Raw genomic sequence first — 23,584 nt, 5'->3', positions numbered from 1 at the left:
TCCTTGAGAACCAACGCCCTTTGCGCAAATCATGGTTGCTGATAGGTTAGCGGCGGAAAAACCTAGTCGAGGCCGTGACCGATGTCAGATCCGCAGAACACCGGCAGTGAGGCGCGCGAGATGCGGCCGACGCTGCGTGATGCCTTGCGCCGGGCGCGGATCGAGGCGGCCGACCGGACCGGCGTCGTCGTCGAACTGCGCGATGCCGAGGTGGCGCGTCTCGAAATTCTCAACGACGCGCTCGATCCGCTGTTTGCGCAGGTGCCCGAGAAGGTCGATCTGTTCGACCGCGGCATCAGCCAGGGCGAGACGCCGCGGCTGTGGATCGACGTGGTCGCGCACGTCCTGATGGGCCGCGACAAGCGGATCTACCGCTTCGTGCAGGACACCCGCTTTGGCCGTGTCGTGCTCGCCGAATCGCACGACGTGCCCGTGATCGTCGATGCCGTCACCGATTATATCGCGCGCCGGCTGATCGAGCGCGAACATGCGATGGTGGCGACCCCGATCGTGGAGCCGAAGGCGACGGAGCCGCCGCCTGTGCCGGTCGCGCCCAGGCGCCGCGGCGGTTTCGGCATGTTCGTGTTCGGCTTCATCGTGGGGGCGCTGGCGCTGTTCGGGCTCGCGCTGTTCGCCAGCTTGAGGAATTTCTAGAGAAGCCGCGTTGCGGAGAGCTGCGCGATGCGCCGATCGCCATCCAGGCCGCGCACGATCTGCTCGCAACGCCAGGCATTGCCGTCGCGCTCGATCGAAAACAAATTGTAGGCCGCGGCCGGATAGTGCTTGCGCGCCAGCGCCGAGGCCGAGGGCACGCCGATCGCGGGGATCTTGCGGTCGGGGCCGTCGAACCACATCGTCGAATGAATGTGGTCGTGGCCGTGCAGGACCAGCTCGACACCATGCTGCTGTAGCAGGCCGCACAGCTGGTGCGAGTCGGTCAGCCGCTTGGCGCGTCCGTCGGAGTGCAGCGGGTGATGCACGAGGAGAATGCGGAAGGCGTCCTCATTGGACAATTGCCCAAGGATCGCCTCCAAAGCGGCGAGCTGCACATGGCCGAGCCAGCCAGTCGCCATCAAGGGCGGCGTCGGCACCGCCGAGGAGACGCCGATCAGCGCCACCGGCCCACGCCGGCGCACGAACGGAAAGGTAACCGGTGCGCCATCGACATCACCGCGCAGATAGTCGGCGAAGATGCCGGCAAAGCGATGCCGCGTGGCGCGCACATAGGCATCGTGATTGCCCGGAACAACGGTCACGTCGGCAGGACGGCCGACGCCCTCGAGCCATTCCCGGGCCGGATTGAATTCCGCATCCAGCGCCAGATTGACGAGATCGCCGGTGACGGCGACATGATCCGGCTGTTGAGCCCGCATGTCCGACACAAGCGCGTCGAGCACGTCGCGGCGGTGGTATTTGTGGCGGTTGCGCGTCCAGTTGAGGTAGCCGAATGCGCGTTTGCCTGCGAGATCGCGCAGCCGCGTTGCCGGCAAAGGCGGCAGGTGCGGATCGGACAGATGCGCAAGGCGGAACGCCGCCATCATTCGGTCCCGTTCGGATCGCCAGTGATGGGTGGCCGGCACCCGGTCATGTCATGCTATCCCGAAAATCCTGCTCTCTATTGGCAAGCGGCGTGCCTCCGCGCAAGGATGAAACACAACGATGTTGAGGCTTCAGTGACGGTCCTGCAGGATTTACGCAAACGCTACGAGCCGCAGATTCGGAGGGTCTTTCATCTCTACTGGCTGCTGGCCCGCAGCATGACGCTCGGGGTCCGTGCCGTCGTGCTCGACGCCCACAACAGGGTGTTCCTGGTCAAGCACAGCTATGTTCATGGCTGGTATCTGCCGGGTGGCGGGGTCGAGGTCGGCGAGAGCTTCCTCGATGCGCTGCGGCGCGAGCTGGCCGAGGAGGGCCGGATTGAGCTTGCCGGCGAACCGCTGCTGCATGGCGTGTTCTTCAACAGCCACGTTTCGCCGCGCGACCACGTCGCTGTCTATGTCGTGAGAAATTTCCGCCAGGACCGGCTGCCGGCGCCGAACCGCGAGATCGTGGACTGCGGCTTTTTCGATCCGTCCGCACTGCCCGATGACACCACTCCCGGCACACGGCTCCGGATCGCGGAGGTGCTCGATGGCAAGCCGCTGCCTGCCACGTGGCGGTGAATGCAGCCAGGTAGAGTGATGGACCGCACGCCGAACAGGTGCTATCCCCCGCCTCACGATGACTGATCCGTCCCTGACCATCCTGCCCGAGACACCGAAAGACGCACAGGCGATCGACCGGCTGCATGAGCGCACCTTCGGCCCCGGCCGTTTCGTGCTCAGCGCCTATCGGCTGCGCGAGCATGTCGATCATCTGCTCGATGTGTCGTTCACCGCGCGGATCGGCACCCTGCTGGTCGGGTCGGTGCGCCAGCTTCCGATTCGCATCGGCGATACGCCGGCGCTGATGCTCGGGCCGTTGACGGTCGAGCCGCCGTTCCGCAGCCGCGGCGTCGGCCGCGCGCTGCTCGACCGTGCGATCAGCGACGCCCGTGAGAAGGGACACCGTCTCATTGTGCTGGTCGGCGACGAGCCCTATTACGGACGCGTCGGCTTCAAGATCATCCCGAAGGGGCGGGCGATCATGCCTGGACCGGTCGATTACAGTCGCCTGTTGGTCATGGAACTGGTCGAGGGCGCCTTCGATGGCGTGTCCGGACGGATCCATCCGGATTGGAGCAAGGCGTTCTAACGCAGCGGCGGCGCCGATCGGGTAGAGCGTGATCCAAGTGTGCAGCGGTTTCCCGAAAAGATCATGCTCAAACAAAGGGATGAGATCATGATGTAATTCGACGAATCGCATCATGATCCAGCGCGGTTGCGCAACCAACAAAACTGAAGCAGAGTCCTGCCAAGCGCCGAAGGCTGGACGGCGCATGTCACATGCAAGGGAGCGCGCAATGATCAAGGTCAGTGTCATGTATCCGAACAACCCCGGCGCGCGCTTCGATCACGACTATTATCGGGACAAGCATATGCCGCTGGTGAAGGCGCGCATGGGCGATGCGTGCAAGTACTACACGATAGATAAGGGGCTTGCGGGCGGCGCGCCTGGCGCACCCGCGACCTATGTCGGGATGTGCCACATCTTCTGCGACTCGGTTGAGGCCTTCCAGACCGGCTTCGGGCCACATGCCAAGGAAATCCTGGGCGACATCCCGAATTACACCGATCAGCAACCGGTGATCCAGATTAGCGAAGTCGTCGTCGGCCACTGACTGACGGGGCGCTCGGGTTCTCCCTCCGCCGCGAACGGAAGAGGGAGTTCGCTCGACTCAGAACTTCAGGTTCGCAAACGCCCGCACGCCGATCCCCGGCAACAGCACTTCGTCCTTGGTATAGGAGACGGAGTTGCGGATGTTTGCGTTCAGCAGATTGTTGCCGGAAACACCGACCGTTATCTCGCGTGCGCCGAACCACGACGAATCGAGCTTGGTGTTGTAACTGATCTCGGCCTTCAGGAGGTTGTAGCCTGCGGTCGGCGTCTCTCCGATCGGCGCGATGTCGTTTTGCGCGAACGCGTGCAGCAGGTTGACGCGCGCGAACCAGTTGGTATCGCGCCAGTACAACCCGCCGCCGATTCGGACCGGTGGGATGCGCGGTACGTTTGTGCCGTCGTCGAAGGTGGCGCGCACCACATCGAACTGGTCTTCGATCCCCCAGATACCGCCATAGAGCGGCCCGACATCGAACTGGCTCTGAAATTCGGCGCCACGGAAGGTGGCATTGCGCTGCGAGTATCTCGCTTGCTGCAACTCAAGCTGGTCCGGATTGGCTATGTCCACACATGCTGAACTGTCGCATGTGTTGCCGGTCAATCGGCGGAATATGAAGCCGTTGAACTTCGTGTAGTAGCCCGTGAGTTCGAATCGGAACGGCCCTGCCGCCCGCCGCAACCCGACCTCGATCGATTTTGCCGTTTCTATGCCGAGATTCGGATCGCCGATATCGAAGGTGGCCGTGGCATCATGGGCCCCGCGTGAAAACAGTTCGGCCGGCTTCGGCGCTCGTTCGACGTATTGACCGGTAACGCTGGCGACGAGATTCCACGGCAGATTCTGGATCAGGCCGATGCTCGCACTTTTCGGTGTGAAACTCAGATTGCGCGGCGTGGCAGGACCGATACTGGCAGGGTCGATGTTGACGTCGAAAACGGGAGGTATGAATGCCGGCGTTGTCCCGGAGAGGTCGACGTGCTCGATGCGTCCGGCAATCTGCGCCTTGGTGGTCTCGCTGAATTTGAATTCGTTGAAGACGTAACCTGCGACCCTGTTGTTGGTGTTCGGGTTCCACAATCCGTTGAGCGGGCTGCCGGGATCGTCGGGACTTGGCGCGGTTAGTTCCTGATGCCCGGCCTGCAGGCCAAAGGCCGTCGTCACCGTCGCAAAGCGCGCGTTAAACGGCATCATCTGCACTTCTGCGCGCGCTTCCTGCTCCTTGTTGGTAAAGGTCTGGCGCACGCCGTCGCTGAAGGGGTCGACCGGATCGGCCAGCCCGAGTTCGTTGTGTCGGTAGTCGGTCGCGCCGGCCCAGAACCGCACGGCGTCGATGGCCGCGGCGTCCGGCCGGTACTCACCCTTGGCGGTGATCTTGGTCTGGTGCGCGTCGATGCGGGTCTGGTGATCGGCGCCGTCGATGCCGGGGATGTGGTAGAACGAGTCGTTCTGCGTGATCGCGGCGCCGACGTAGCCGCCCTGGAAGAAATAGGAGGCGCCGACTGAGGCGCCGTCCGATTGTGCCGCGGAGTTCGGCTGACGGCCATCCACCGGCCGCGTCTGGTTGAACAGATACGGATAGCTCGGAATGTTGTAATCGCCGGCCGTGCGGCCGGAGACATCGGCATGCACGGCGACATTGTTGCCCCCGGTATCGAGCAGCATGCCACCTTCGACCCCGCGATCGACCGAACTTACGGCCGTGCGCGTCTCAACGTTCATGCAAGGCCCACCTTGCGCGCCCGCGAGAGGCGCCTTCACGGGAAGGCCGTAGCTCTGGAAGGCCGGCGCCGCACAGGTCGGCATCGCCTCCGGAATGCGGTTGTTGGTGGCGCTGACCACGCCGCCGATCGAGGTTGAGCCATAGCGCAGCGCAGCCGGGCCGCGAACCACCTCGACCTGGTTGGTCGCGAGCGGATCGATCGGCACGAAGTGATCTTCGCCGAGGTCCGAGGCCCCGCCGCCACCCGTGCCGTTCTCGACGATGCCGACGCGGTTGACGTCGAGGCCGCGGATGATCGGTCGGCTTGACGCGCCCGGCGCGAAGCTCGAGCCGGTGATGCCGGGCTTGGAGAACAGCAGGTCGCCGAGCTGGGCTGTACCCTCGCGGCGCAGTTCCTCGCTCGGGACCACGGTAACGGTCGCGAACTGGTCGGTGATGACAGGCAGCACGCCCTGCTGCGGGGTAGGCGCTGCCGGTGTCGGTTGCGGCTCGGTCGGCCGTTCGCGATTACGATTGGGCGCAGCGCGCGCGACCCGCGCCGGCGTGCGCGATGGCACGGTCCGATGCCGCTGAATCGGGCTCGGCGCGGTCACGGTCACGGCCGGCAGTTCGGTGGAGGAGGCCGCCGGCGGGGGGTCGTCGGCCATCGCGCCGTGACCCATCGCGCACAGCAACAGCCAGCTGGCTCCTCCGATCTGGAGTGCTCGTTTCTTCTGAAGTTCCATTGTCCCTGATCCTGAGTCCGCCGAAACGACGGATCGACTCCGATTTGCTCGCCGGGGAAGCGACCGCGCGTGACGCGGCTGTCCTCAGCGGGCGAAGCAATCAATCGATGTCAGGACAGGGGAGGTGCGCGGGAGTGAAAGGCCGAAGGCACCGACTTCAGGTGGACGAATTCGGCATCGGTGGCGCGGCGAAGAAGCTCGACGGCTTCCGGCAGCAACAGCATGGGCGGCGCTGCGAGCAGAATGCTGCTCGCGAGCGAGATGACGGTGCAGATCGCGCAATTATCAGCCGGTTGGCGGTCGCCGTCGCGATGGGTGGGCAGCCGCGTTTGGGAGACCTGGATGGCGAGATCCGGCGTTGCCGAGGTTCCGATATAGGCGAGCTCGATCTTGGACAGGCCGCCCTGGGTCGCCGGCGTCGCATCGGCTGCGAATGAATGGAAGTGGCCGAATGACAGGACGAACTGGACGGCCAGCGCGAACAGCGCCAGCCGAGAGCCGGTCTTGATGTGCTTCCGGAACCACTTCATGACGATTCACGCCACCCCCATCGCGATAGCGCCATGATCCCAGCGCTTCCGATGTTATATTATAACATCGGAAGGCACACACGAAGTCAACGGTGGCTGACGCGAGCTTCGCGCAATCCCCGACGGGCTGTGTGTTTGGTGCAACGGCTTGCCCTCGAACTCCGACCGGAGCACAGCAAGACCGCTGATCACGGGAAATACGGCGGGCGAGCAAGCTCGGTTCGCCCGCCTTCTCGGAGAGGTATCCGCTATCGTCCCTCGCGCAGCCAGGTCGCCGCAAACGCGCCGAGCAATAGCAGCAGTCCGATCACGCCAGCGAACATCGGCAGCACGCCGACGCCCTTGACGACGCTGGCGTCGCGCATCCTGACGCCGAGCCAGCCGTCGCCGCGGAAGACCGAGGAGGAGCGTACCGGCACGACGCGTGGCATGTCGAGGCTCGATCCATCGACGATGCGCCGTGCGTCGCCGCCTGTCGCCTGGGCGAGCGGCTTCAGCATGTCAGTGGTGGAGGTGACTTCCGAAAATTCCTTCGGATTGGTTGGACCGACATTGATCAGCGCCTTTAGCGTGCCGTCGGTCGCCTGCCATAGGCCGAGCTCGTTGGCGGGCAGCGTCGCGCGCCATTCGCCGGGATCGCCGGCATTCAGGGTCAGTTCATGTGTCATGCCACTCGGCGATGTCACGGTGACCGGCGCGACGGTGTCGGCCATGGTCTGACGCACCACGATGAGGTCCTTGCCCTGCACCTGCAGGCGCAGCGCCTCCTCGTCGAGGTCCGGCTGCTTCATCAGCCAGTGCGACATCCGTCGAAGCAGATCGAGATGCGGGCCGCCGCCCTCGTAGCCGCGAGCCCACAGCCAAATGTGATCAGAGAGCAGCAGCGCGACGCGGCCTTCGCCGAAGCGCGACAATAGCAGCAGCGGCTTGCCGTCTGCCCCGGTCATGACCGGCGGGCCGATCGCGTTGCGCGTGTCGACGGTGCGGAAGAAGCGGCTCCAGTGCGGCGGCTCGAACGCCGAGCCTTCGAGCCCGCGGGTGACGGGGTGGCGTTTTCCGGCGTCGCTCAGATGCGCGTAATACGGTTTCTCGGTGACGCCGACCGGCTCGGCCGGCAACACCGAATCCAGCGGCGTGCGCCAGATGCTTGTCGTCGACGCGTAGTCGGGCCCGGCCGAAACCAGCACCGCGCCGCCGGAACGGACATAGCGGGCAATGTTGTCGAAATAGGCGATCGGCAGCACGCCCTGTCGGGCGTAGCGGTCAAAGATGATCAACTGGAACTCGTTGATCTTCTGCTGGAACAGCTCGCGGGTCGGAAACGCAATCAGCGACAGCTCGTTGATCGGCGTACCATCCTGTTTCTCCGGCGGACGGAGAATGGTGAAGTGCACAAGATCGACGCTGGCGTCTGACTTCAGCAGGTTGCGCCAGGTACGCTCGCCGGAATGCGGTTCGCCGGAGACGAGCAGCACGCGCAGCTTGTCGCGCACGCCGTCGATCGCAACCACAGCGCGGTTGTTGACCGGCGTCAGCTCGTTGTCGAGCGCCGACGCCTCGATCTCCACGATGTTCGGACCGGCATGCTTGATGTCGATATCGACGCTGGAGGTCTGGCCGCTGGTCAGCGTGCGCTCGCTGATGACTTCTCCGTCGCGACGGATCACGACCTTTGCGCGCTCACCGGTGACGCCCTGATCGTCGAGCCTGTAAGTGATCGTCTGGGTCTGGCCGACGATGCCGAAGCGCGGTGCGGCCGTGATCGCGATGCGGCGGTCGCGTTCGTCCTTGCGGCCGGTAACCAGCGCATGCACCGGTGCTTGGAAGCCGAGTGCCTGAACGTTGGCCGGAATATCGTGCACGCGGCCATCGGTGACCATGAACGCGCCGGCGACGCGCTCAACCGGAACGTCCGACAGCGCCGACGACAGCGCGCCGAACAGCTTCGTGCCGTCGGTCTCGCCATCGGCTTGGCCGGCCTCAACGACGCGCACCTCGAGCCCCTTGATCTGCTTCAGGCTGTCGACCAGTGCTTCCCTGGCCTTCTCGGTTTCCTGATTGCGCGTGCCGAAATTCTGGCTCGGACTCTTGTCGATCACGACGGCGGCGACGGATGACAGGGGCTCGCGATCCTCGCGGGTGAAGGAGGGATTGGCGAGCGCGAGCAGGATCAGCGCCAGCGCCGTGACGCGGACGGCGGCCCCGCGGGCGCGTGACAGGAGCAGAAGCGCCGCGATGACGACGATCGCGCCGAACGCGAGCCACAGCACGAGCGAGGGAACCAGCGGCGTGAACGCGATACCGTAGTTCATGGCTTGCTTCTATTGGTTAGGAGCATGATGCGCTCGGAAAACCGGTTGCCACTTCTCCGGATCATGCTCACTGCCCCAGCCGCTCGATCAGAGCCGGCGCGTGCACCTGGTCGGCCTTGTAGTTGCCGGTCAGCGTGTACATCACGATGTTGACGCCGGCGCGGAAGGCGAATTCGCGCTGGCGGGGTTCGCCGGGGGTGAGCGGCAGCATCGGCTGGCCATCGGGGCGGATCGCCCAGGCGCCGGCGAGATCGTTCGAGGTGATGATGATCGGCGAAACACCATCGCCGCCGCGCGCCGGGCGCTGCGCGGTTTCGTCTTCGTCCTCACGCGGCAGGGTCTCGACCCAGGTCTGGCCGGAATTGAAGCGGCCGGGGAAATCGCGCAGCAGGTAGAAGGTCTTGGTTAGCACGTGCTCGCGCGGCACCGGCTCGAGCTCAGGCACGTCGAGGGTCGCGAGCAATTCGCGCAGGGTCTGCATGCCCGGCGTCTGTGCGCCGCCATTATCGCCCGGCGGCGCTTCGACCGCGTCGCGAGTGTCGAACACCACGGTACCGCCCTGTTTCATGTAGGCGTCGATCTTGTTGATCGCGTCCTGTGGCGGCTTCGGCGCGCCCGGCACGATCGGCCAGTAGATCAGCGGAAAAAAGGCCAGTTCGTCGCGCGCTGGATCGACGCCGACCGGATCACCGGCTTCCAGCGCGGTGCGCTGCGCCAGGAACAGCGTCAGCCCGGACATCCCGGCCTTGACGATGGAATCGACGTCGGCATTGCCGGTGACGACATAGGCGAGACGGGTCTGCGACGTGGATTTGATGGCGAAGTCGTCATTATTGTTCTGCGCCCGGGTCGGCGAGGGCGATATCGCCGCTAGCATGAAGCCAAAGGCTAGCATGGCGGGCGCGGCGCGCCGTCTGAGCAGAGCGGCGAGGCCAGCGCCGAGCATCGCCACCACGATCGCATCGATCAAGAACAATGCGAGCGCGGACGACAGCAGGATGCCGCGCAGGTCGCGAGGCTCGGCATTGGTGTAGCTCGCCCGCCGAGCGCGCAGGTTTGAGGTGTCGAGCGGCGCGATGCGGTCGCCGGAGGCAAGAGTGTTGACGGCGACGGGTCCTTCAGCCGAACCGTAGAAGCCCGGCGGATGGTCCGCGGTGGCGCGGTCGCGATAATCCGCCGACATCGGCTTGGCGGTCGGGGGCGGCGGGCCAAACACGCCGAAACCGTCGAGCGTGCGCAGCGGCGCGACCGTCTCGGCCTTGGGATCGCCCGCGACACCTGCACCCGGCGTCGATGTGTATCCCGACATATCGACCAACCGCCGCAGCATCTCGACGAAGCTGCCGGACATCGGCAGGTCCGACCAGCGCATGTCGGCGCCGACATGAAACAGGCTGATCACGCCCTTGCCGCGGTGCTCGCCCGTGACGAGCGGCGTGCCGTCTTCCAATGACGCCCAGCTCTTGGTCGCAAGCACTGCGTCGGGCTCAGCCAGCACCTGCCGGCTCACCGTGATGTCCTTGGGCACGACAAGACCGGCGAACGGACCATCGGCTGCAAATGACGCCATATGCTGCGGCTTCTCCCAGGTCAGGCTGCCGCCAAGCGTACGGCCGCCCCTGCGTAGCTTTACCGGAACGAGGTCGTCGTCGGCCTGCGCGAGGCGCGGGCCCGCGAAGCGCACCAGCACGCCGCCCTGCTCGATCCAGGCGTTGAGCCGCTCGCGGATATCCGGCGACAGCGTACCCACATCGGCCATCACGATCATCGGCAGCCGCTGATCGAGAAACTGGGCGATCACCTGCTGCGGCGCGCCGCGATCCCCCAAACGGACGTCGGCGAACGGCTGCAATGCGCGGGAAAGATAAAAGGTCGAGGCGAGCAGCGGCTGCGCAGTGTCGCTGGTCGAGCCCGTCACCACGCCAATGGCGCGGCGCCGCCAGCGCTTGTCGAGCAGTTGCACGGCGCCGGCCGAGCGCTCGCCTGAAATCTCGAGCCGCGCAATGTCGTTGCGCAATTCGACCGGCAGGTCGAAGGTGGCCTCGGTCTCGCGGTCCTGCGGGCTGAAGCTGTAGCGCGCCTCGCCGATCGGCGAGCCCTTGGCGTCGATCGCGCGCACAGCGCCACCCGCAATCCCGGTCTCGGTCCGCAGCACCTTCACGGTCATCTTGGCGGCAGCGTTCTCCGCCGCGACCAGCGCCTGCGCCGAAGACGCGCCGCCCTCGAAGATCGTCAGGCTTCGATTTTCGATCATCTTGCCGAGACCTTCGACGAATTCGGTTCCGCGCCCGGTGTCGACGCCGTCAGACAGCCAGACGATTTCGCACTCTCCGGTGGATTTAAGGAAGCGCCCGATCGTGGCAAGGGTCTCGACCCGATCGATCGAATAGGGCTTTGGCGCGAATTGGCGCAGCGCGACGCGCGCGGTGCCGGCGGGCATCAGCGTGATGTCGCGCGCAGGCTCCGACAGCGGCACCAGCGCGACGCCGCGGCGATCGCTGTCGGCGTTGGCGATCAGTTCGTCGGCGGCCTTGATCCGCGCATCCCAGCTCGAGGCGGCGCTCCAGCCGTCGTCGAGCAGGATTACCAGCGGCGACTTGCTGGAGGCGACCCCCGTCGGCGGATTCCAGATCGGGCCGGCGGCGGCGAGGATAACGAGCGCCGCGGCGGCGAGCCGCAGTAGCGTCAGCCACCACGGCGTGCGCGCCGGCGTCTCGTCCTTTGGCGCGATGTCGAACAACAGCCGCGTCGGCGGGAACTCGATGCGCCGCGGCCGCGGCGGCATCACGCGCAACAGCCACCACAGCACCGGCAGGCTCACCAGTCCCAGAAGCAGCAGTGGTTCGGCGAAGGAGAGGGGCAAGCCCGCGATCATGCGCTTCGCCCCGCTTTGACCGTCGCGCGTCCGCCGCCCTTGCTCACCATCATGCCGGCATGCAGGAACAACAAAAGCTCAGCCGCCGAACGGCTTGTGGTGTGGGTCGAGAACAACCAGTCGAGCCGGTTGGTCTCGTCGCGGATCTGATCGCGATGCAGCGCGACGCGAGAGACATAATCGCTCACCCAGTTTTCGGCGCGGCCTGCGGTGATGACACCGCCGCCCTCCGGCTCGACAAATTCGACACGGCCGGAATACGGGAAAGTCTCTTCGGCGGGATCGACGACCTGGATCAGCGTGCCGTGCGCGCCTGAGGAGGACAGTCCGGCCAGCATCGTCGTAATCTCAGGCAACGGCGACCAGAAGTCGGACAGCACGACGATCTCGGCGAGCGACGACGGCACGAAGGACGGCGGCAGGCTCGTCCGCACCGTATCGTCGTGCAGCATCACCTCGGCCATCTTGTCGATAACGCTGCGGCTCGCGGTCGGGTTCATCAGGCCCGGAATGCCGACGCGCTCGCCGCCCGCGACCAGGAGTTCGGCGAGCGCGAAGGCGACGATCAGGGTGCGCTCTAGCTTGCTGTCGCGTGCATTCCGCGAGGCGAAGGCCATCGAGGGTGAGCGGTCGGGCCAGATCCAAACCGTGTGCGCGGCCTCCCATTCCTGCTCGCGGACATAGAGATGATCGTCGCGCCCAGAGCGGCGCCAGTCGACGCGCTGCGACGGCTCGCCGGAGACAAAGCGCCGGTATTGCCAAAAACTTTCGCCGGCGCCAGCGCGGCGTCGGCCATGCAGGCCGTGGATGACGTTCGCGGCGATGCGGCGGGCTTCAAGCACCAGACGCGGCAGCGACGCGGCGAGCGTTCGGCTTTCGCCATCAGCACGTCGGACCGCAAGGATCTCCCCGTTCAGGTGCCTGCTGTCACCGGCCATCAACTGATCCGTGTCTTCAGTTGCCTGATCACGTCAGGGATGGTGCGGCCCTCGGCGCGCGCAGCGAAAGTCAGTGCCATCCGGTGCTTGAGTATGGGTTCGGCGAGATCGAGCACGTCGTCGATCGAAGGCGCGAGCCGTCCATCGAGCAACGCGCGGGCGCGAACCGCGAGCATCAGCGATTGGCTGGCGCGGGGACCCGGCCCCCAGGCGATCAGCTTGCCGGCCTCGCCGCTCTCGGTGCCCGGCCGCGCGGCGCGAACCAGCGACAGGATCGCCTCGACCACGGAATCGCCGACCGGCAGCCGGCGCACCAGCCGCTGCGCGGCGACCAGCGCTTCCGCGTCCATCGACGCCTTCGCGAGCGTCTCCTCGGCGCCAGTGGTTTCGAACAGGATGCGCCGTTCGGCGTCGCGATCGGGGTAGTCGACGTCAATCTCCATCAGGAAGCGGTCGAGCTGCGCCTCGGGAAGCGGATAGGTGCCTTCCTGCTCAAGCGGATTTTGCGTCGCGAGCACGTGGAACGGCTTCGGCAGGTCGTGCCGCGCGCCGGCCACCGTGATGTGCTGCTCCTGCATCGCCTGCAACAGCGCTGACTGGGTGCGCGGGCTCGCGCGGTTGATCTCGTCGGCCATCAGGAGCTGTGCGAAGACGGGACCGGAGATGAAGCGGAACGAACGCTTGCCGGTCGAACTCTCGTCAAGCACCTCGGCGCCGAGAATGTCTGACGGCATCAGGTCCGGCGTGAACTGGATGCGCTTGGCATCGAGCCCGAGCGTGATACCGAGCGTTTCGACCAGCTTCGTCTTGGCAAGGCCGGGCACACCGATCAGCAGCGCATGGCCGCCCGACAGGATCGTCACCAGGGTGTTTTCGATCACCCGGTCCTGTCCAAAAATGACGGTGGAAATCGCTTCCTTGGCGGCACGGATCTGACCGGCGACCTGCTCGGCCGAACGGACGATCACATCCTCCAATTTCTCGACGCTGTCTGCACCTGCCATTGCGTCAACTCCTTCTTGACGGTGCGATCAATCCGCATCGTCATCTCACGGGCCTCATGCTAAACCGGCACGAAGGCCATGTATTCGTTGAATTAAACTATCCCCACATTATCGGCATTTCGGGGTATGAACTGCATCACGATGTGGCGAGAATGACGCCCCGCCCACATGTAGGGAACGTGCACCAATCGTGCCAGATTGAGAGCTGGAAACTTCAAGGCAAACAATGGCGAAGCAAGGGCAGACCGATCAGGGCCGTGAAACAACGGGCCTCGAAGGTAAGAGTCTCGAAGGTCTCACCGCTGCGGCGAGCCACGCTGCGACATCCGGGCCCGCAGGCGGCAAGGCCCTGCCGCCGGTTCACCTTTGGAATCCGCCGTTTTGTGGCGATCTCGACATGCGAATCGCCGGCGATGGAACGTGGTTCTACATGGGAACGCCGATCGGCCGGCCCGCTCTGGTGCGACTGTTCTCAACCATCCTCAAGCGCGAAAGCGGCAAGCACTTTCTCGTGACGCCGGTGGAGAAGGTTGGCATCCGCGTGGACGATGCGCCGTTCCTTGCGGTCGAAATGCAGACGCGGGACGACGAACGTGGACGTTTGTTAAGGTTCCGCACCAATGTCGACGATTGGGTCGATTGCGGGAGGGGACACGGCCTGCGTTTCGAGGCCGCCGAGGACGGCGGACTAACGCCTTATCTGCATGTCCGCGCCGATCTCTGGGCCAAGGTTACGCGCGCGCTATACTACGATCTGGTTGACATGGGCGAGGAGCGGGTGGTCGATGGTCGGCCGATGTTCGGGGTCGAGTCCGGCGGCGTATTCTTCGCGATGGCGGATGCGAAGCAGGTGAGGGACGCGCTTTGAACGAGCCGATGCTAAGGGTGCAACCGGCGGCGGCGATCGGCTCGACGGAGTTTTTTGCGCGGAGCCGTGCCCGGCTGAACTTCGACGTGCCGCCAGGCCTCGTCGATCCCAACATTATTCCGCGCACCGGCGATGCAGGCAACGACCGCATGCTGGAGCTGGTCGCGAAGGAGCAGCCGGTGCGGCCGGCCGCCGTCCTGATCCCGGTGATCGACCGTCGCGAACCTACCGTGCTGCTGACGCAGCGCTCGCCGCATCTGTCCAGTCATGCCGGCCAGATTTCCTTTCCGGGCGGCAAGATCGATGCAACAGACGCCTCGCCCGTCGATGCCGCCGTGCGCGAGGCCTGCGAGGAGGTTGGTCTCAAGCGCGATTTCATCGAGCCGATCGGCTATCTCGACCTTTACGGCACAGCCTTCGGCTTCCGCATCCTGCCGACGGTCGCAAAGGTGAAGCCGGGCTTTGCGCTGAAGATCAATGAAGCCGAGGTCGTCGATGCCTTCGAGGTGCCGCTCGCGTTCCTGATGAATCCTGAGAACCACCAGATCCACACCAAGGAATTCCGCGGCATGGATCGCTCCTATTACGCGATGCCGTTCGCCGAGCGCTATATTTGGGGGGCGACGGCCGGGATTCTGCGCGTTCTTTACGAACGGATCTATCTGTCATGATCCGGACGGCGTTGACCGAGATCGCGATTTTCCTGATCCCGTTTGCCGTCTATGCCCTCGTTCTCATTGCGACGCGTTCCGGCGTGACGGTGCCGGCGTCCTGGCCGGTGCCGATGCTTGCAAAGCTGACCCTCGCGGCGCTGCTGCTCGTCATCGCGAGCTTCCTCCTGCTCGCGCATTATGGCGGCGCGCCGCCAGACTCCACCTATGTTCCCGCTCATATCGAGAATGGAAGGCTGGTGCCCGGAGTTGAGCGATGAAACAGGCGCGCCTGCTGTCGGACGCACCCTGGCTCAGCGCAGGCCCGGCGGCGCGCGTGCTCGGCCTGCTCAACGGTGGCGGCGAGGAGGCGCGGGTGGTCGGCGGCGCGGTGCGCAACGCGTTGCTGCGGATCGCGCCCGGCGACATCGATGTCGCCACCACGGCCTTGCCCGACGAAGTGATGCGACGGGCGAAGGCCGCCGGCATCAAGAGCGTGCCGACCGGCGTCGAGCACGGCACCGTGACGCTTGTGGTCGACGGTCAGCCAGTCGAGGTGACGACGCTGCGCGAGGACACCGAAACCGATGGCCGCAGGGCCAAGGTGGCATTCGGCCGCGACTGGGTGCGCGACGCCGAGCGGCGCGATTTCACCATCAACGGCCTGTCCGTCGACGCCGCCGGCGTAGTGCACGATTGCGTCGGCGGGCTCGCCGATATCGACGCGCGGCGCGTGCGCTTCATCGGCGATCCCGCGCGGCGGATCGCCGAGGACTATCTGCGCATCCTTCGTTTCTTCCGGTTTCATGCCGCTTACGGCTCAGGCGAGGTCGATCGCGCCGGCTATCTCGCCTGCATCGACGCTCGCGCGGGGCTTGCGGATCTTTCCGCCGAGCGCATCCGTATGGAGACGCTGAAGCTCGTGGTCGCGGACGGCGCCGTGGCAGCGGTGGTCGCGATGGCCGATGGCGGCCTGTTGCTGCCGGTGTTCGGGGGCATCGCCTATACCGGCCCGTTCGCGGCGATGATCGAGATCGAGAAGCTGATGGGGCTTGCAACATCCGCCACGCGCAGGCTCGGTGCGCTCACGGTCGCCGTGACCGAGGATGCGCGCCGCATCGCGACGCGGCTGCGGCTCTCCAATGCCGAGGCCAAGGCGCTCGACTCCATGGGCCATCGCTGGTGGCGGTTGCCCGGCATGGACGAGACGGTGGCGCGCCGGAGGCTCTACCGGCTGGGTGAAGATGCCTATCGCGACCGGCTCCTGCTGGCGTGGGCGCGGACCGGCGCAGGCCGGGATGTCGAGCAATGGCGCGCGCTCGCCACGCTGCCGCAGCGCTGGCAAGCGCCTCAATTTCCCTTGAAGGCCGCGGATTTCATCGCGCGCGGGATTGCGGAGGGTCCGGCACTGGGGCATGTCCTGACCTTGGCCGAGGACGCTTGGCTTGCGGCAAACTTTCCGCTGGAGCCCCGGGTCTTGTCGGCGATCGCCGATCAGACCGTCTCCCGCTTCACCCGCGACCATCGGCTGTGAGTCTTCTCTCGGGTTTTGCCGACATCTCGCTCGCGCAGCTTCTTGTTGTGGCCGCCGACGCGTTGTTTGCTTCCATGATCGGTGGCGTCGTGATGATGTCAGGCGCGCTGCGCTGAAGAGAGGCCAGGTACGAGTTCGGTGAGCGAGCGGATGATGCGGTCGGGCTTCACCATCGATCCCGCCGGCAGGCCGTTGCCGTGCACGTCGATCCAGATCGCGTAGATGCCGAGCCGCTGCGGCGCCTCGACTTCCCATTCGAGATTGTCGCCGACCATCCAGGTCTCCGGCGCGGTGACGCCGAGCGCGTCCATCGCGTGCTGATAGGCGCGCTCTTCCGGCTTGCCGAAGCCGTGCTCGCCTTCGATCTGGATGTGATCGAAGCGATGGCCCAGCGCGAAGCGCTCAACCTTTGCGCGCTGCATGTCGGCGGCGCCGTTGGTCACCAGCGCGAGCTTGATGCCGAGCGCCTTCAGCGCATCGATCGCCTCATGCGCGCCGGGGAAGACGAACATCTCCTCCTCGCGATAAATGGTGAAGCGGTCGGCGATCCGGTGCGCGAGATCGTCGGGTAGCGCACGGTGGCCGTCGGCGGCGAGCGCGGCGAAGCCGCCCTTCACCGTGAGGCGCCGCGCCTCGGTGAGCTTCATCCGCCATGCCGGCTCGGCGGTCGACCAGAATTGCCGCGCGTAGGACAGCACGGCGGCTGCCACCGCTTGCGATGACAGCGGCGCAAGCTCGTCGGCGAATTCCGCCGCGATCTTGTTCCAGGCGATCTCGGGACGCCCATAGGCCGACAGGATCGTGTCATCCATGTCGATCAGCATCGCGCGCGGGAGTCTTGTCATGGCCATTTCACTTCCGGCGGCAGCGACGACAGGATCGAGTCCACGTTGCCGCCGGTCTTCAGGCCGAAGATGGTGCCGCGATCGTAGAGCAGGTTGAACTCGACATAGCGGCCGCGCCGCACCAATTGCTCGTCGCGATCTTCGGCCGTCCACGGCGTCCTGAAATTGCGCCGCACCAGCTCGGGATAGACTTTCAGAAAGGCGCGGCCGACATCCTGGGTGAAGACGAGGTCGGCCTCCCAGTCGCCGCTGTCATGCCAATCGTAGAAGATGCCGCCGATGCCTCGCGCCTCTTGCCGGTGCGGCAGATAGAAATATTCGTCGCACCATTTTTTGTATTTGTCGTAGTCGGCGACACTGTTCGGCCCGCTGCAGGCGTGCTTCATCGCGGCATGGAACGCGATTGTGTCGGGATCCTCCTGCGTGCGCCGCCGGTTCAACAGCGGCGTCAGGTCGGCGCCGCCACCGAACCAGGCCTTTGTGGTGACGACGAAACGAGTGTTCATATGCACCGCCGGCACATTCGGATTGTGCAAATGGGCGATCAGCGAAATGCCAGAGGCCCAAAAGCGCGGATCGTCGGCGGCACCCGGAATTTGCGCACGGAACTCGGGGGCGAATTCGCCGTGCACGGTCGAGCAGTGCACGCCGACCTTCTCGAACAGCCGGCCGTGCATCATCGACATCACGCCGCCGCCGCCTGGCTTGCCGCTGTGGTCGGTGCGGTCCCAGGGCGTGCGCACGAAACGGCCGGCGCTGCCGGGATAGAGGGAGGTGGGCGCGTTGTCCTCGAGCCGTTCGAGGGCCGCGCAGATGTCGTTGCGCAATGACTCGAACCAGCTTCGTGCCCGCGCCTTGCGATCCTCGATGATGGAGATATCCATAAAGAATTCCTGAGGTTGTTCTCCGTCATCGCGAGGCAGGCATAGCGCCAAGGGAAAGAACGGATTGCTTCGTCGCTTCGCCTCGAAATGACGGTTATGAAATCTAGCCCTGCGGCCCATAATAGGTGCAGCTCTCGCTGTAGCTGTCACGGTGCACGCTGACGCGGGTCAGTCGGCCCGTGTGTTGCAGCCGCTCCCAGATGAAGCGCGAGAGGTTTTCCAGCGTCGGCGGCCCGAGCGCCTCGATCTTGTTCAGAAGCTTGTGGTCGAGGGCCTTCTGCACCTCCGCCATGCTGCGTTCGAGGAGGCCGAGATCGATGACCATTCCGGTTTTCGGGTCGGGCGTGCCGCGCACGGTCACTTCGGCCCGGAAGGAGTGGCCGTGAATCTCCTCGCTCGCGGCGCCAAAAGTTGTTCCGGACAGCGCATGTGCCGCCTCGAAGCGGAACGATTTCGTCAGTTCCCACATCTCTCCAACAATCCAGTTCTGTTGATGCCAATTACCTGATGCCGAGTGTCTTGTGCGTTTGCAGGCTGAGCCGCCATTGCGGATGCTTGAGGCAGTAGTCGACTGCGCGCGCGGTGTTTTCGATCACGTCGGGACTGTCCATCGGCTGCAGCGAGAAGCGCTCGAACGAGAGGTCCGCGAAATCTTCTGGCGTCGCCTGTGCCTGGGGGTAGACCAGCTTGAGCTCATGTCCCTTTCGGACCACGAGGTCGGCGCCGGCCTTCGGGCTGACGCAGATCCAGTCGAGCCCGTCGGGCACCTCGACGGTCCCGTTGGTCTCGACAGCGATCGCAAAGCCCCTGTCGTGCAGCGCCGCGATCAGGGGGGCGTCGACCTGCAGCAGCGGTTCGCCGCCAGTCAGCACGACGTAGCGGTTGGTGTCGTCGCCGGTCCATTGCGCGGCGATGGTGTCGGCGAGTTCGTCGGCCGTCGCGTAGCGGCCACCCAGCGTGCCGTCGGTGCCGACGAAGTCGGTGTCACAGAACTGACAGATGGCACCGGCACGATCCTGCTCACGCCCGGTCCACAGATTGCAGCCGGCGAAGCGGCAGAACACCGAGGCGCGGCCCGCTTGTGCGCCTTCGCCCTGCAGCGTCAGAAAGATCTCCTTGATCGCGTAGCTCATTGCACACCTTCAGATTGCCGAACCGGTCTGGCGCAGCGCCTCGCCGACTGCCATGGCCACGGTGACCGCCACATTGAGCGAGCGCAGGGATCGCTTGATCGGGATCACCAGCCGCGCATCCGCGGCCGCCACGACCGCATCGGTCACGCCGGCGGTCTCGCGCCCGAACAGCAGCACATCGGAGGCGGCATAGCGGAAATCAAGATAGGATGTCGCCGCCTTGGTCGTGAACAGGATCAGCCGACAGCCCGTCTCGTTACGCCATTCTTCGAATTTTGACCATGAGTCGTGACGCGTTAGCCTGACATGATCAGATAGTCCATGCCCGCCCGGCGGAAATGCCGATCGGAGGTTTCGAAGCCTGCCGGCTCGATAATATGGACGGCAACACCCAGGCAGGCGCAGAGCCGCAGAATCGTCCCTGTGTTCTGGGGGATATCTGGCTGAAACAGCGCGATCTGCATGGTGTGGCGGCCTGTGAGATCAGGACGGAATTGTCTCAATAAAACATCGCCTGACGCGGATTTCGTGCATTGCACGCTTGCGAGCCGATAGCGGGCTTGCGCTCGTCCGGCAAGGGTGCCAATAGAACGATTCTGGAGTGCTGTTCCGCCGTTTGGGGTGGCGGAATGGCGGTTTTCTGCCGCCGCGGGGGTCGCGGGCGCCGGCAGCCTTTCCCGGGCGCGCTCCGCGTTTCCGGGGCGGTTCCACCGGCTGCGGATAGGAAAGGGCTTGGAATCGTGACGACAGCGTCTTCGGCGGACCATCCGACACGCCGTGATTTCCTCTATGTTGCAACCGGAGCCGCGGCCGCTGTTGGCGCAGCCGCGACCGTCTGGCCGCTGGTCGCCCAGATGAATCCGGATGCCGCGACGATCGCAGCCGGCGCGCCGATCGAGGTCGATCTGACGCCGATCGGCGAGGGCCAGGACATCAAGGTCTTCTGGCGCGGCAAGCCGATCTACATCAGCCACCGCACCAAAAAGCAGATCGAGGAGGCCCAGAACGTGCCGCTCTCGAGCCTGCCCGACCCGCAGCCCGACTCGGCCCGCGTCAAGCCCGGCCACGATCAGTGGCTGGTCGTGATCGGCATCTGCACCCATCTCGGCTGTATCCCGATCGCGCATGAGGGCAATTACGACGGCTTCTTCTGTCCCTGCCACGGCTCCCAATACGACTCCTCCGGCCGTATCCGTCAGGGACCCGCGCCCGCCAACCTGGTGGTGCCGCCATATCAGTTCGTGTCCGACACCAAAATCCAGATTGGCTAAGTCCCGGCCCTCCCGGGACCTCTGCCTCGACTTGGACCCATCGCGTCGTTTTTCTTCCTCAGGATCGCATCAATGAGCGGACCATCCGATTTTCAACCGACCAACCCCGCCTTGAAGTGGATCGAACGGCGCCTTCCGATCTTTGGCCTGGTCCATTCCTCGTTCGTGGCCTATCCGACACCGCGTAACCTCAACTATTGGTGGACCTTCGGCGCCATCCTCTCGATGATGCTGGCGGTACAGATACTGACCGGCGTGATCCTTGCGATGCATTACACGCCGCATGCCGATCTCGCCTTCCAATCGGTCGAACTCATCGTCCGCAACGTCAATTATGGCTGGCTGTTGCGCAATATGCACGCCTGCGGCGCGTCGATGTTCTTCTTCGCAGTTTACATCCACATGTTCCGCGGCCTCTATTACGGGTCGTACAAGGAGCCGCGCGAGGTGCTGTGGATCCTCGGCGTCATCATCTACCTCCTGATGATGGCGACCGGCTTCATGGGCTACGTGCTGCCGTGGGGCCAGATGAGCTTCTGGGGCGCCACTGTCATCACCAACCTGTTCTCCGCCGTGCCCTATTTGGGCGAAACCATCGTGACCTGGCTGTGGGGCGGCTTTGCCGTCGGCAACCCGACGCTGAATCGCTTCTTCTCGCTGCACTATCTGCTGCCGTTCGTGATCGCCGGCGTGGTGGTGCTGCACGTCTGGGCACTACACGTCGCGGGCCAGAACAATCCGGCCGGCGTCGACATCAAGACGGAAAAGGACTCGGTGCCGTTCACGCCGCATGCGACGATAAAGGACATGTTCGGCGTGACCTGCTTCCTGATCTTCTATTCCTGGTTCATCTTCTACATGCCGAACTATCTCGGCGACGCCGACAACTACATCCCGGCAAACCCGGGCGTCACGCCGGCGCACATCGTGCCCGAATGGTACTACCTGCCGTTCTACGCGATCCTGCGGTCGATTCCGAACAAGCTCGCCGGTGTGGTGTGCATGTTCGGCGCGATCATCATCCTGGCGTTCCTGCCCTGGCTCGACAACGCGAAGACCCGTTCGTCGAAATATCGCCCGCTGGCCAAGCAGTTCTTCTGGATCTTCGTGGTCGTTTGCATCCTGCTCGGCTATCTCGGCTCGCAGCCGCCGGAAGGCGTCTATGTGATCGCCGGCCGCATCCTCACGGTCTGCTACTTCGCCTACTTCCTGATCGTGCTGCCGCTGCTCGCCCGAATCGAGACGCCGCGGCCCGTGCCGAACTCGATCGCCGACGATGTCTTGTCACGGAGCAGAGGCAAGATCGCGACTGCAGCCTCGATCGCACTTGCATTCGTGGTGGCCGGCGGCCTGTTCGCCGGCAGCACCCAGACCGCCAGGGCCGAGGAGGGGGGTAACGCGCCGCCGGCGCAGAAATGGTCGTTCTCTGGCCCTTTCGGCATGTATGACCGCGGCTCGCTGCAGCGCGGCCTGAAGGTCTACAAGGAAGTCTGCTCCGCTTGCCACGGCCTGTCCTTGATCGCGTTCCGTAACCTCGCCGATCCGGGCGGTCCCGGCTATTCGCCGGCGCAGGCGGCGGCGTTCGCATCCGAGTACAAGATCAAGGACGGTCCGAACGATCAGGGCGAGATGTTCGAGCGGCCGGGCCGCCCGGCGGACTATTTCCCGTCACCGTTCCCGAACGAGCAGGCCGCGCGCGTGGCTAATGGCGGAGCGGCGCCGCCCGATCTCTCGCTGATAACGAAAGCACGCTCCTACAAGCGCGGCTTCCCACAGTTTGTCTTCGACTTCTTTACCCAGTACCAGGAGCAGGGGCCGGATTACGTCTCGGCGATCCTGCGGGGGTTCGAGGAGAAGACGCCGGCCGGTATCACGATTCCCGAGGGCTCGTACTACAACACGTACTTCCCCGGCCACGCGATCAAGATGCCGAAGCCGCTGAGCGACGGTCAGGTGACCTATGACGACGGTTCGCCTACCACCGTTGCGCAGTACGCCCACGACGTCACGACCTTCCTGATGTGGGCTGCCGAGCCGCACATGGAGGCCCGCAAGCGGATCGGCATGCAGGTCTTCGTGTTCCTGATCATCTTCGCGATCCTGATGTACTTCACCAAGAAGAAGGTCTGGGCCGACGCGCACTGAAACAGGCCTCGTGTCGCGAAATTGAAGAAAGCCCCTGCGGGGGCTTTTTTGTTGGGACCTGATCGGAACATGGAAAACCGCGTCCCGTCGACAAACGCGCCGCGCTGGCGCTGAAATGACGAGTGCGCGAGCGCCCGGCGAAGTGATTGCGTCCGTCACTGAGTGCAGACAAAATGCCGGCCAATCGGCCGGCAAATCATCGCGGAGGAACTCATGGGTACCAGCATCGGCTTCAAGCGTCCGGACGGCAAGGAAGCCAACGGTTATCTCGCGAACGCCGCGCGCGGCAATGCGCCTGGAGTCGTCGTGATCCAGGAGTGGTGGGGTCTGTCGGACCAGATCAGGGGCCTGTGTGACCGCTTCGCGCTGGCCGGTTTTGATGCGCTGGCGCCGGATCTCTACAAGGGCAAGGTCGTGCCCTATCACGACACCGACGCCGCCGGCAAAGAGATGAACTCGCTGGACTTCATGGACGCCACCACACAGACCGTGCGCGGCGCGGCCCAATATCTCGCCAGGAACGGCGCGAAGGTCGGGTTGACGGGTTTCTGCCTCGGCGGCGCGGTCACCATCATCGGCGCAGTGCACGTGCCGGAATTGACCGCAGGCGTGGTGTTCTACGGCATCCCCCCGGAGCAGGCCGCCAAGCCGGCTGACGTCCGCATTCCGTTGCAGGCCCATTTCGCCAACAAGGACGACTGGTGCACGCCGGAGTTGGTCGACGGCTTCGAGAAGGCAATGAAGGCCGCCGGCAAGTCGCTCGAACTGTTCCGCTATGACGCCGAACATGCCTTCGTCAATGAGCAGCGCCAATCCGTGCACGACCGCCATGCCGCCGAACTCGCCTGGGGCAGGGCAACGGAGTTTTTCAGGAAGCATCTCGGGTAGCTA

General features: G+C 64.8%; 22 protein-coding genes and 1 pseudogene. 11 read left to right on the top strand and 12 right to left on the bottom strand.

Annotation, left to right across the window (positions count from 1 at the left end):
* Nucleotides 1-81 precede the first annotated feature (81 nt).
* Entirely contained in the window at nucleotides 82-654 is a 573-nt protein-coding gene (locus JQ553_RS11575; protein WP_212500061.1) for a hypothetical protein, read from the top strand.
* Here the strand turns inward: JQ553_RS11575 and JQ553_RS11570 are convergent.
* On the bottom strand, nucleotides 651-1,538 hold the full coding sequence (locus JQ553_RS11570) for a metallophosphoesterase (protein WP_212500060.1): 888 nt from the start codon (nucleotides 1,536-1,538) through the stop codon (nucleotides 651-653). The genes JQ553_RS11575 and JQ553_RS11570 overlap by 4 nt on opposite strands.
* 108 nt (nucleotides 1,539-1,646) lie before the next feature.
* Here JQ553_RS11570 and JQ553_RS11565 point away from each other — a divergent pair, with 108 nt between their 5' ends.
* The 3 genes from JQ553_RS11565 to JQ553_RS11555 all read left to right on the top strand — a co-directional run bounded on the left by JQ553_RS11565 (nucleotide 1,647) and on the right by JQ553_RS11555 (nucleotide 3,259).
* Nucleotides 1,647-2,162, top strand: a complete 516-nt coding sequence (locus tag JQ553_RS11565) for an NUDIX domain-containing protein (RefSeq protein ID WP_212500059.1) — start codon at nucleotides 1,647-1,649, stop codon at nucleotides 2,160-2,162.
* 58 nt (nucleotides 2,163-2,220) lie between these two features.
* Nucleotides 2,221-2,733, top strand: a complete 513-nt coding sequence (locus JQ553_RS11560; RefSeq protein ID WP_212500058.1) for a GNAT family N-acetyltransferase — start codon at nucleotides 2,221-2,223, stop codon at nucleotides 2,731-2,733.
* Nucleotides 2,734-2,941: 208 nt separating this feature from the next.
* Nucleotides 2,942-3,259, top strand: coding sequence for an EthD family reductase (locus JQ553_RS11555; protein ID WP_212500057.1), 318 nt, complete (start codon nucleotides 2,942-2,944; stop codon nucleotides 3,257-3,259).
* Between the two features lie 57 nt (nucleotides 3,260-3,316).
* On the opposite strand, the gene JQ553_RS11550 is transcribed toward JQ553_RS11555, so the two are convergent.
* The 6 genes from JQ553_RS11550 to JQ553_RS11525 all read right to left on the bottom strand — a co-directional run bounded on the left by JQ553_RS11550 (nucleotide 3,317) and on the right by JQ553_RS11525 (nucleotide 13,363).
* Nucleotides 3,317-5,704, bottom strand: coding sequence for a TonB-dependent receptor (locus JQ553_RS11550; protein WP_212500056.1), 2,388 nt, complete (start codon nucleotides 5,702-5,704; stop codon nucleotides 3,317-3,319).
* Nucleotides 5,705-5,814: 110 nt separating this feature from the next.
* Nucleotides 5,815-6,234 carry a DUF2946 family protein gene (locus JQ553_RS11545; protein ID WP_249144165.1) on the bottom strand — a complete coding sequence of 140 codons (420 nt, stop codon included), beginning with the start codon at nucleotides 6,232-6,234 and terminating at the stop codon, nucleotides 5,815-5,817.
* A gap of 248 nt (nucleotides 6,235-6,482) precedes the next feature.
* The gene (locus tag JQ553_RS11540; protein ID WP_212500055.1) at nucleotides 6,483-8,546 is read right to left on the bottom strand and encodes a hypothetical protein; all 2,064 of its coding nucleotides are present in this window, start codon (nucleotides 8,544-8,546) and stop codon (nucleotides 6,483-6,485) included.
* Nucleotides 8,547-8,613: 67 nt separating this feature from the next.
* The gene (locus JQ553_RS11535) at nucleotides 8,614-11,418 is read right to left on the bottom strand and encodes a DUF4159 domain-containing protein (RefSeq protein ID WP_212500367.1); all 2,805 of its coding nucleotides are present in this window, start codon (nucleotides 11,416-11,418) and stop codon (nucleotides 8,614-8,616) included.
* Nucleotides 11,418-12,359: a DUF58 domain-containing protein gene (locus JQ553_RS11530; protein WP_212500054.1), complete on the bottom strand. Its 942-nt coding sequence runs from the start codon at nucleotides 12,357-12,359 to the stop codon at nucleotides 11,418-11,420. Before JQ553_RS11530 ends, JQ553_RS11535 begins: the two co-directional genes overlap by 1 nt.
* A complete protein-coding gene (locus JQ553_RS11525; RefSeq protein ID WP_212500053.1) occupies nucleotides 12,359-13,363 on the bottom strand; it encodes a MoxR family ATPase in 1,005 nt (334 codons plus the stop codon). Before JQ553_RS11525 ends, JQ553_RS11530 begins: the two co-directional genes overlap by 1 nt.
* 226 nt (nucleotides 13,364-13,589) lie before the next feature.
* Here JQ553_RS11525 and JQ553_RS11520 point away from each other — a divergent pair, with 226 nt between their 5' ends.
* From JQ553_RS11520 to JQ553_RS11505, 4 genes are read left to right on the top strand one after another with little or no spacing between them, the layout of a single operon-like run.
* Entirely contained in the window at nucleotides 13,590-14,231 is a 642-nt protein-coding gene (locus JQ553_RS11520; protein ID WP_212500052.1) for a DUF1285 domain-containing protein, read from the top strand.
* An 8-nt stretch (nucleotides 14,232-14,239) separates the two neighbouring features.
* Nucleotides 14,240-14,902 (top strand): CoA pyrophosphatase, encoded by a 663-nt coding sequence (locus JQ553_RS11515; protein WP_409363057.1) that lies wholly within the window; start codon nucleotides 14,240-14,242, stop codon nucleotides 14,900-14,902.
* A complete protein-coding gene (locus JQ553_RS11510) occupies nucleotides 14,899-15,162 on the top strand; it encodes a DUF6111 family protein (RefSeq protein WP_212500050.1) in 264 nt (87 codons plus the stop codon). The genes JQ553_RS11515 and JQ553_RS11510 overlap by 4 nt, the downstream gene beginning before the upstream one ends.
* On the top strand, nucleotides 15,159-16,415 hold the full coding sequence (locus JQ553_RS11505; RefSeq protein WP_212500049.1) for a CCA tRNA nucleotidyltransferase: 1,257 nt from the start codon (nucleotides 15,159-15,161) through the stop codon (nucleotides 16,413-16,415). Before JQ553_RS11510 ends, JQ553_RS11505 begins: the two co-directional genes overlap by 4 nt.
* 98 nt (nucleotides 16,416-16,513) lie before the next feature.
* Here the strand turns inward: JQ553_RS11505 and JQ553_RS11495 are convergent, their stop codons facing one another.
* The 5 genes and pseudogenes from JQ553_RS11495 to JQ553_RS11475 all read right to left on the bottom strand — a co-directional run bounded on the left by JQ553_RS11495 (nucleotide 16,514) and on the right by JQ553_RS11475 (nucleotide 19,741).
* Nucleotides 16,514-17,266, bottom strand: coding sequence for an HAD family hydrolase (locus JQ553_RS11495; protein WP_212500048.1), 753 nt, complete (start codon nucleotides 17,264-17,266; stop codon nucleotides 16,514-16,516).
* Nucleotides 17,257-18,144, bottom strand: coding sequence for an oxygen-dependent coproporphyrinogen oxidase (hemF, locus tag JQ553_RS11490; protein WP_212500047.1), 888 nt, complete (start codon nucleotides 18,142-18,144; stop codon nucleotides 17,257-17,259). Before hemF ends, JQ553_RS11495 begins: the two co-directional genes overlap by 10 nt.
* Before the next feature lie 103 nt (nucleotides 18,145-18,247).
* Entirely contained in the window at nucleotides 18,248-18,613 is a 366-nt protein-coding gene (locus JQ553_RS11485) for a 6-carboxytetrahydropterin synthase (protein WP_212500046.1), read from the bottom strand.
* A gap of 31 nt (nucleotides 18,614-18,644) precedes the next feature.
* On the bottom strand, nucleotides 18,645-19,277 hold the full coding sequence (gene queE / locus JQ553_RS11480; RefSeq protein WP_212500045.1) for a 7-carboxy-7-deazaguanine synthase: 633 nt from the start codon (nucleotides 19,275-19,277) through the stop codon (nucleotides 18,645-18,647).
* 9 nt (nucleotides 19,278-19,286) lie between these two features.
* Nucleotides 19,287-19,741, bottom strand: a pseudogene (locus JQ553_RS11475) (tRNA (cytidine(34)-2'-O)-methyltransferase).
* A gap of 276 nt (nucleotides 19,742-20,017) precedes the next feature.
* Here JQ553_RS11475 and petA point away from each other — a divergent pair.
* From petA to JQ553_RS11460, 3 genes are all read left to right on the top strand, one after another.
* Nucleotides 20,018-20,548, top strand: coding sequence for a ubiquinol-cytochrome c reductase iron-sulfur subunit (gene petA, locus JQ553_RS11470; protein ID WP_212500044.1), 531 nt, complete (start codon nucleotides 20,018-20,020; stop codon nucleotides 20,546-20,548).
* A gap of 72 nt (nucleotides 20,549-20,620) precedes the next feature.
* Nucleotides 20,621-22,693: a cytochrome c1 gene (locus JQ553_RS11465; RefSeq protein WP_212500043.1), complete on the top strand. Its 2,073-nt coding sequence runs from the start codon at nucleotides 20,621-20,623 to the stop codon at nucleotides 22,691-22,693.
* Nucleotides 22,694-22,906: 213 nt separating this feature from the next.
* Nucleotides 22,907-23,581 carry a dienelactone hydrolase family protein gene (locus JQ553_RS11460; protein ID WP_212500042.1) on the top strand — a complete coding sequence of 225 codons (675 nt, stop codon included), beginning with the start codon at nucleotides 22,907-22,909 and terminating at the stop codon, nucleotides 23,579-23,581.
* Nucleotides 23,582-23,584 lie beyond the last annotated feature (3 nt).

It is taken from the genome of Bradyrhizobium lablabi, assembly GCF_018131005.1.
In the GTDB taxonomy this organism is placed as follows: Bacteria; Pseudomonadota; Alphaproteobacteria; order Rhizobiales; family Xanthobacteraceae; genus Bradyrhizobium; species Bradyrhizobium lablabi_D.
Note: the sequence above shows the minus strand (reverse complement) of the source record. Positions and strands in the feature narration are given on the sequence as shown.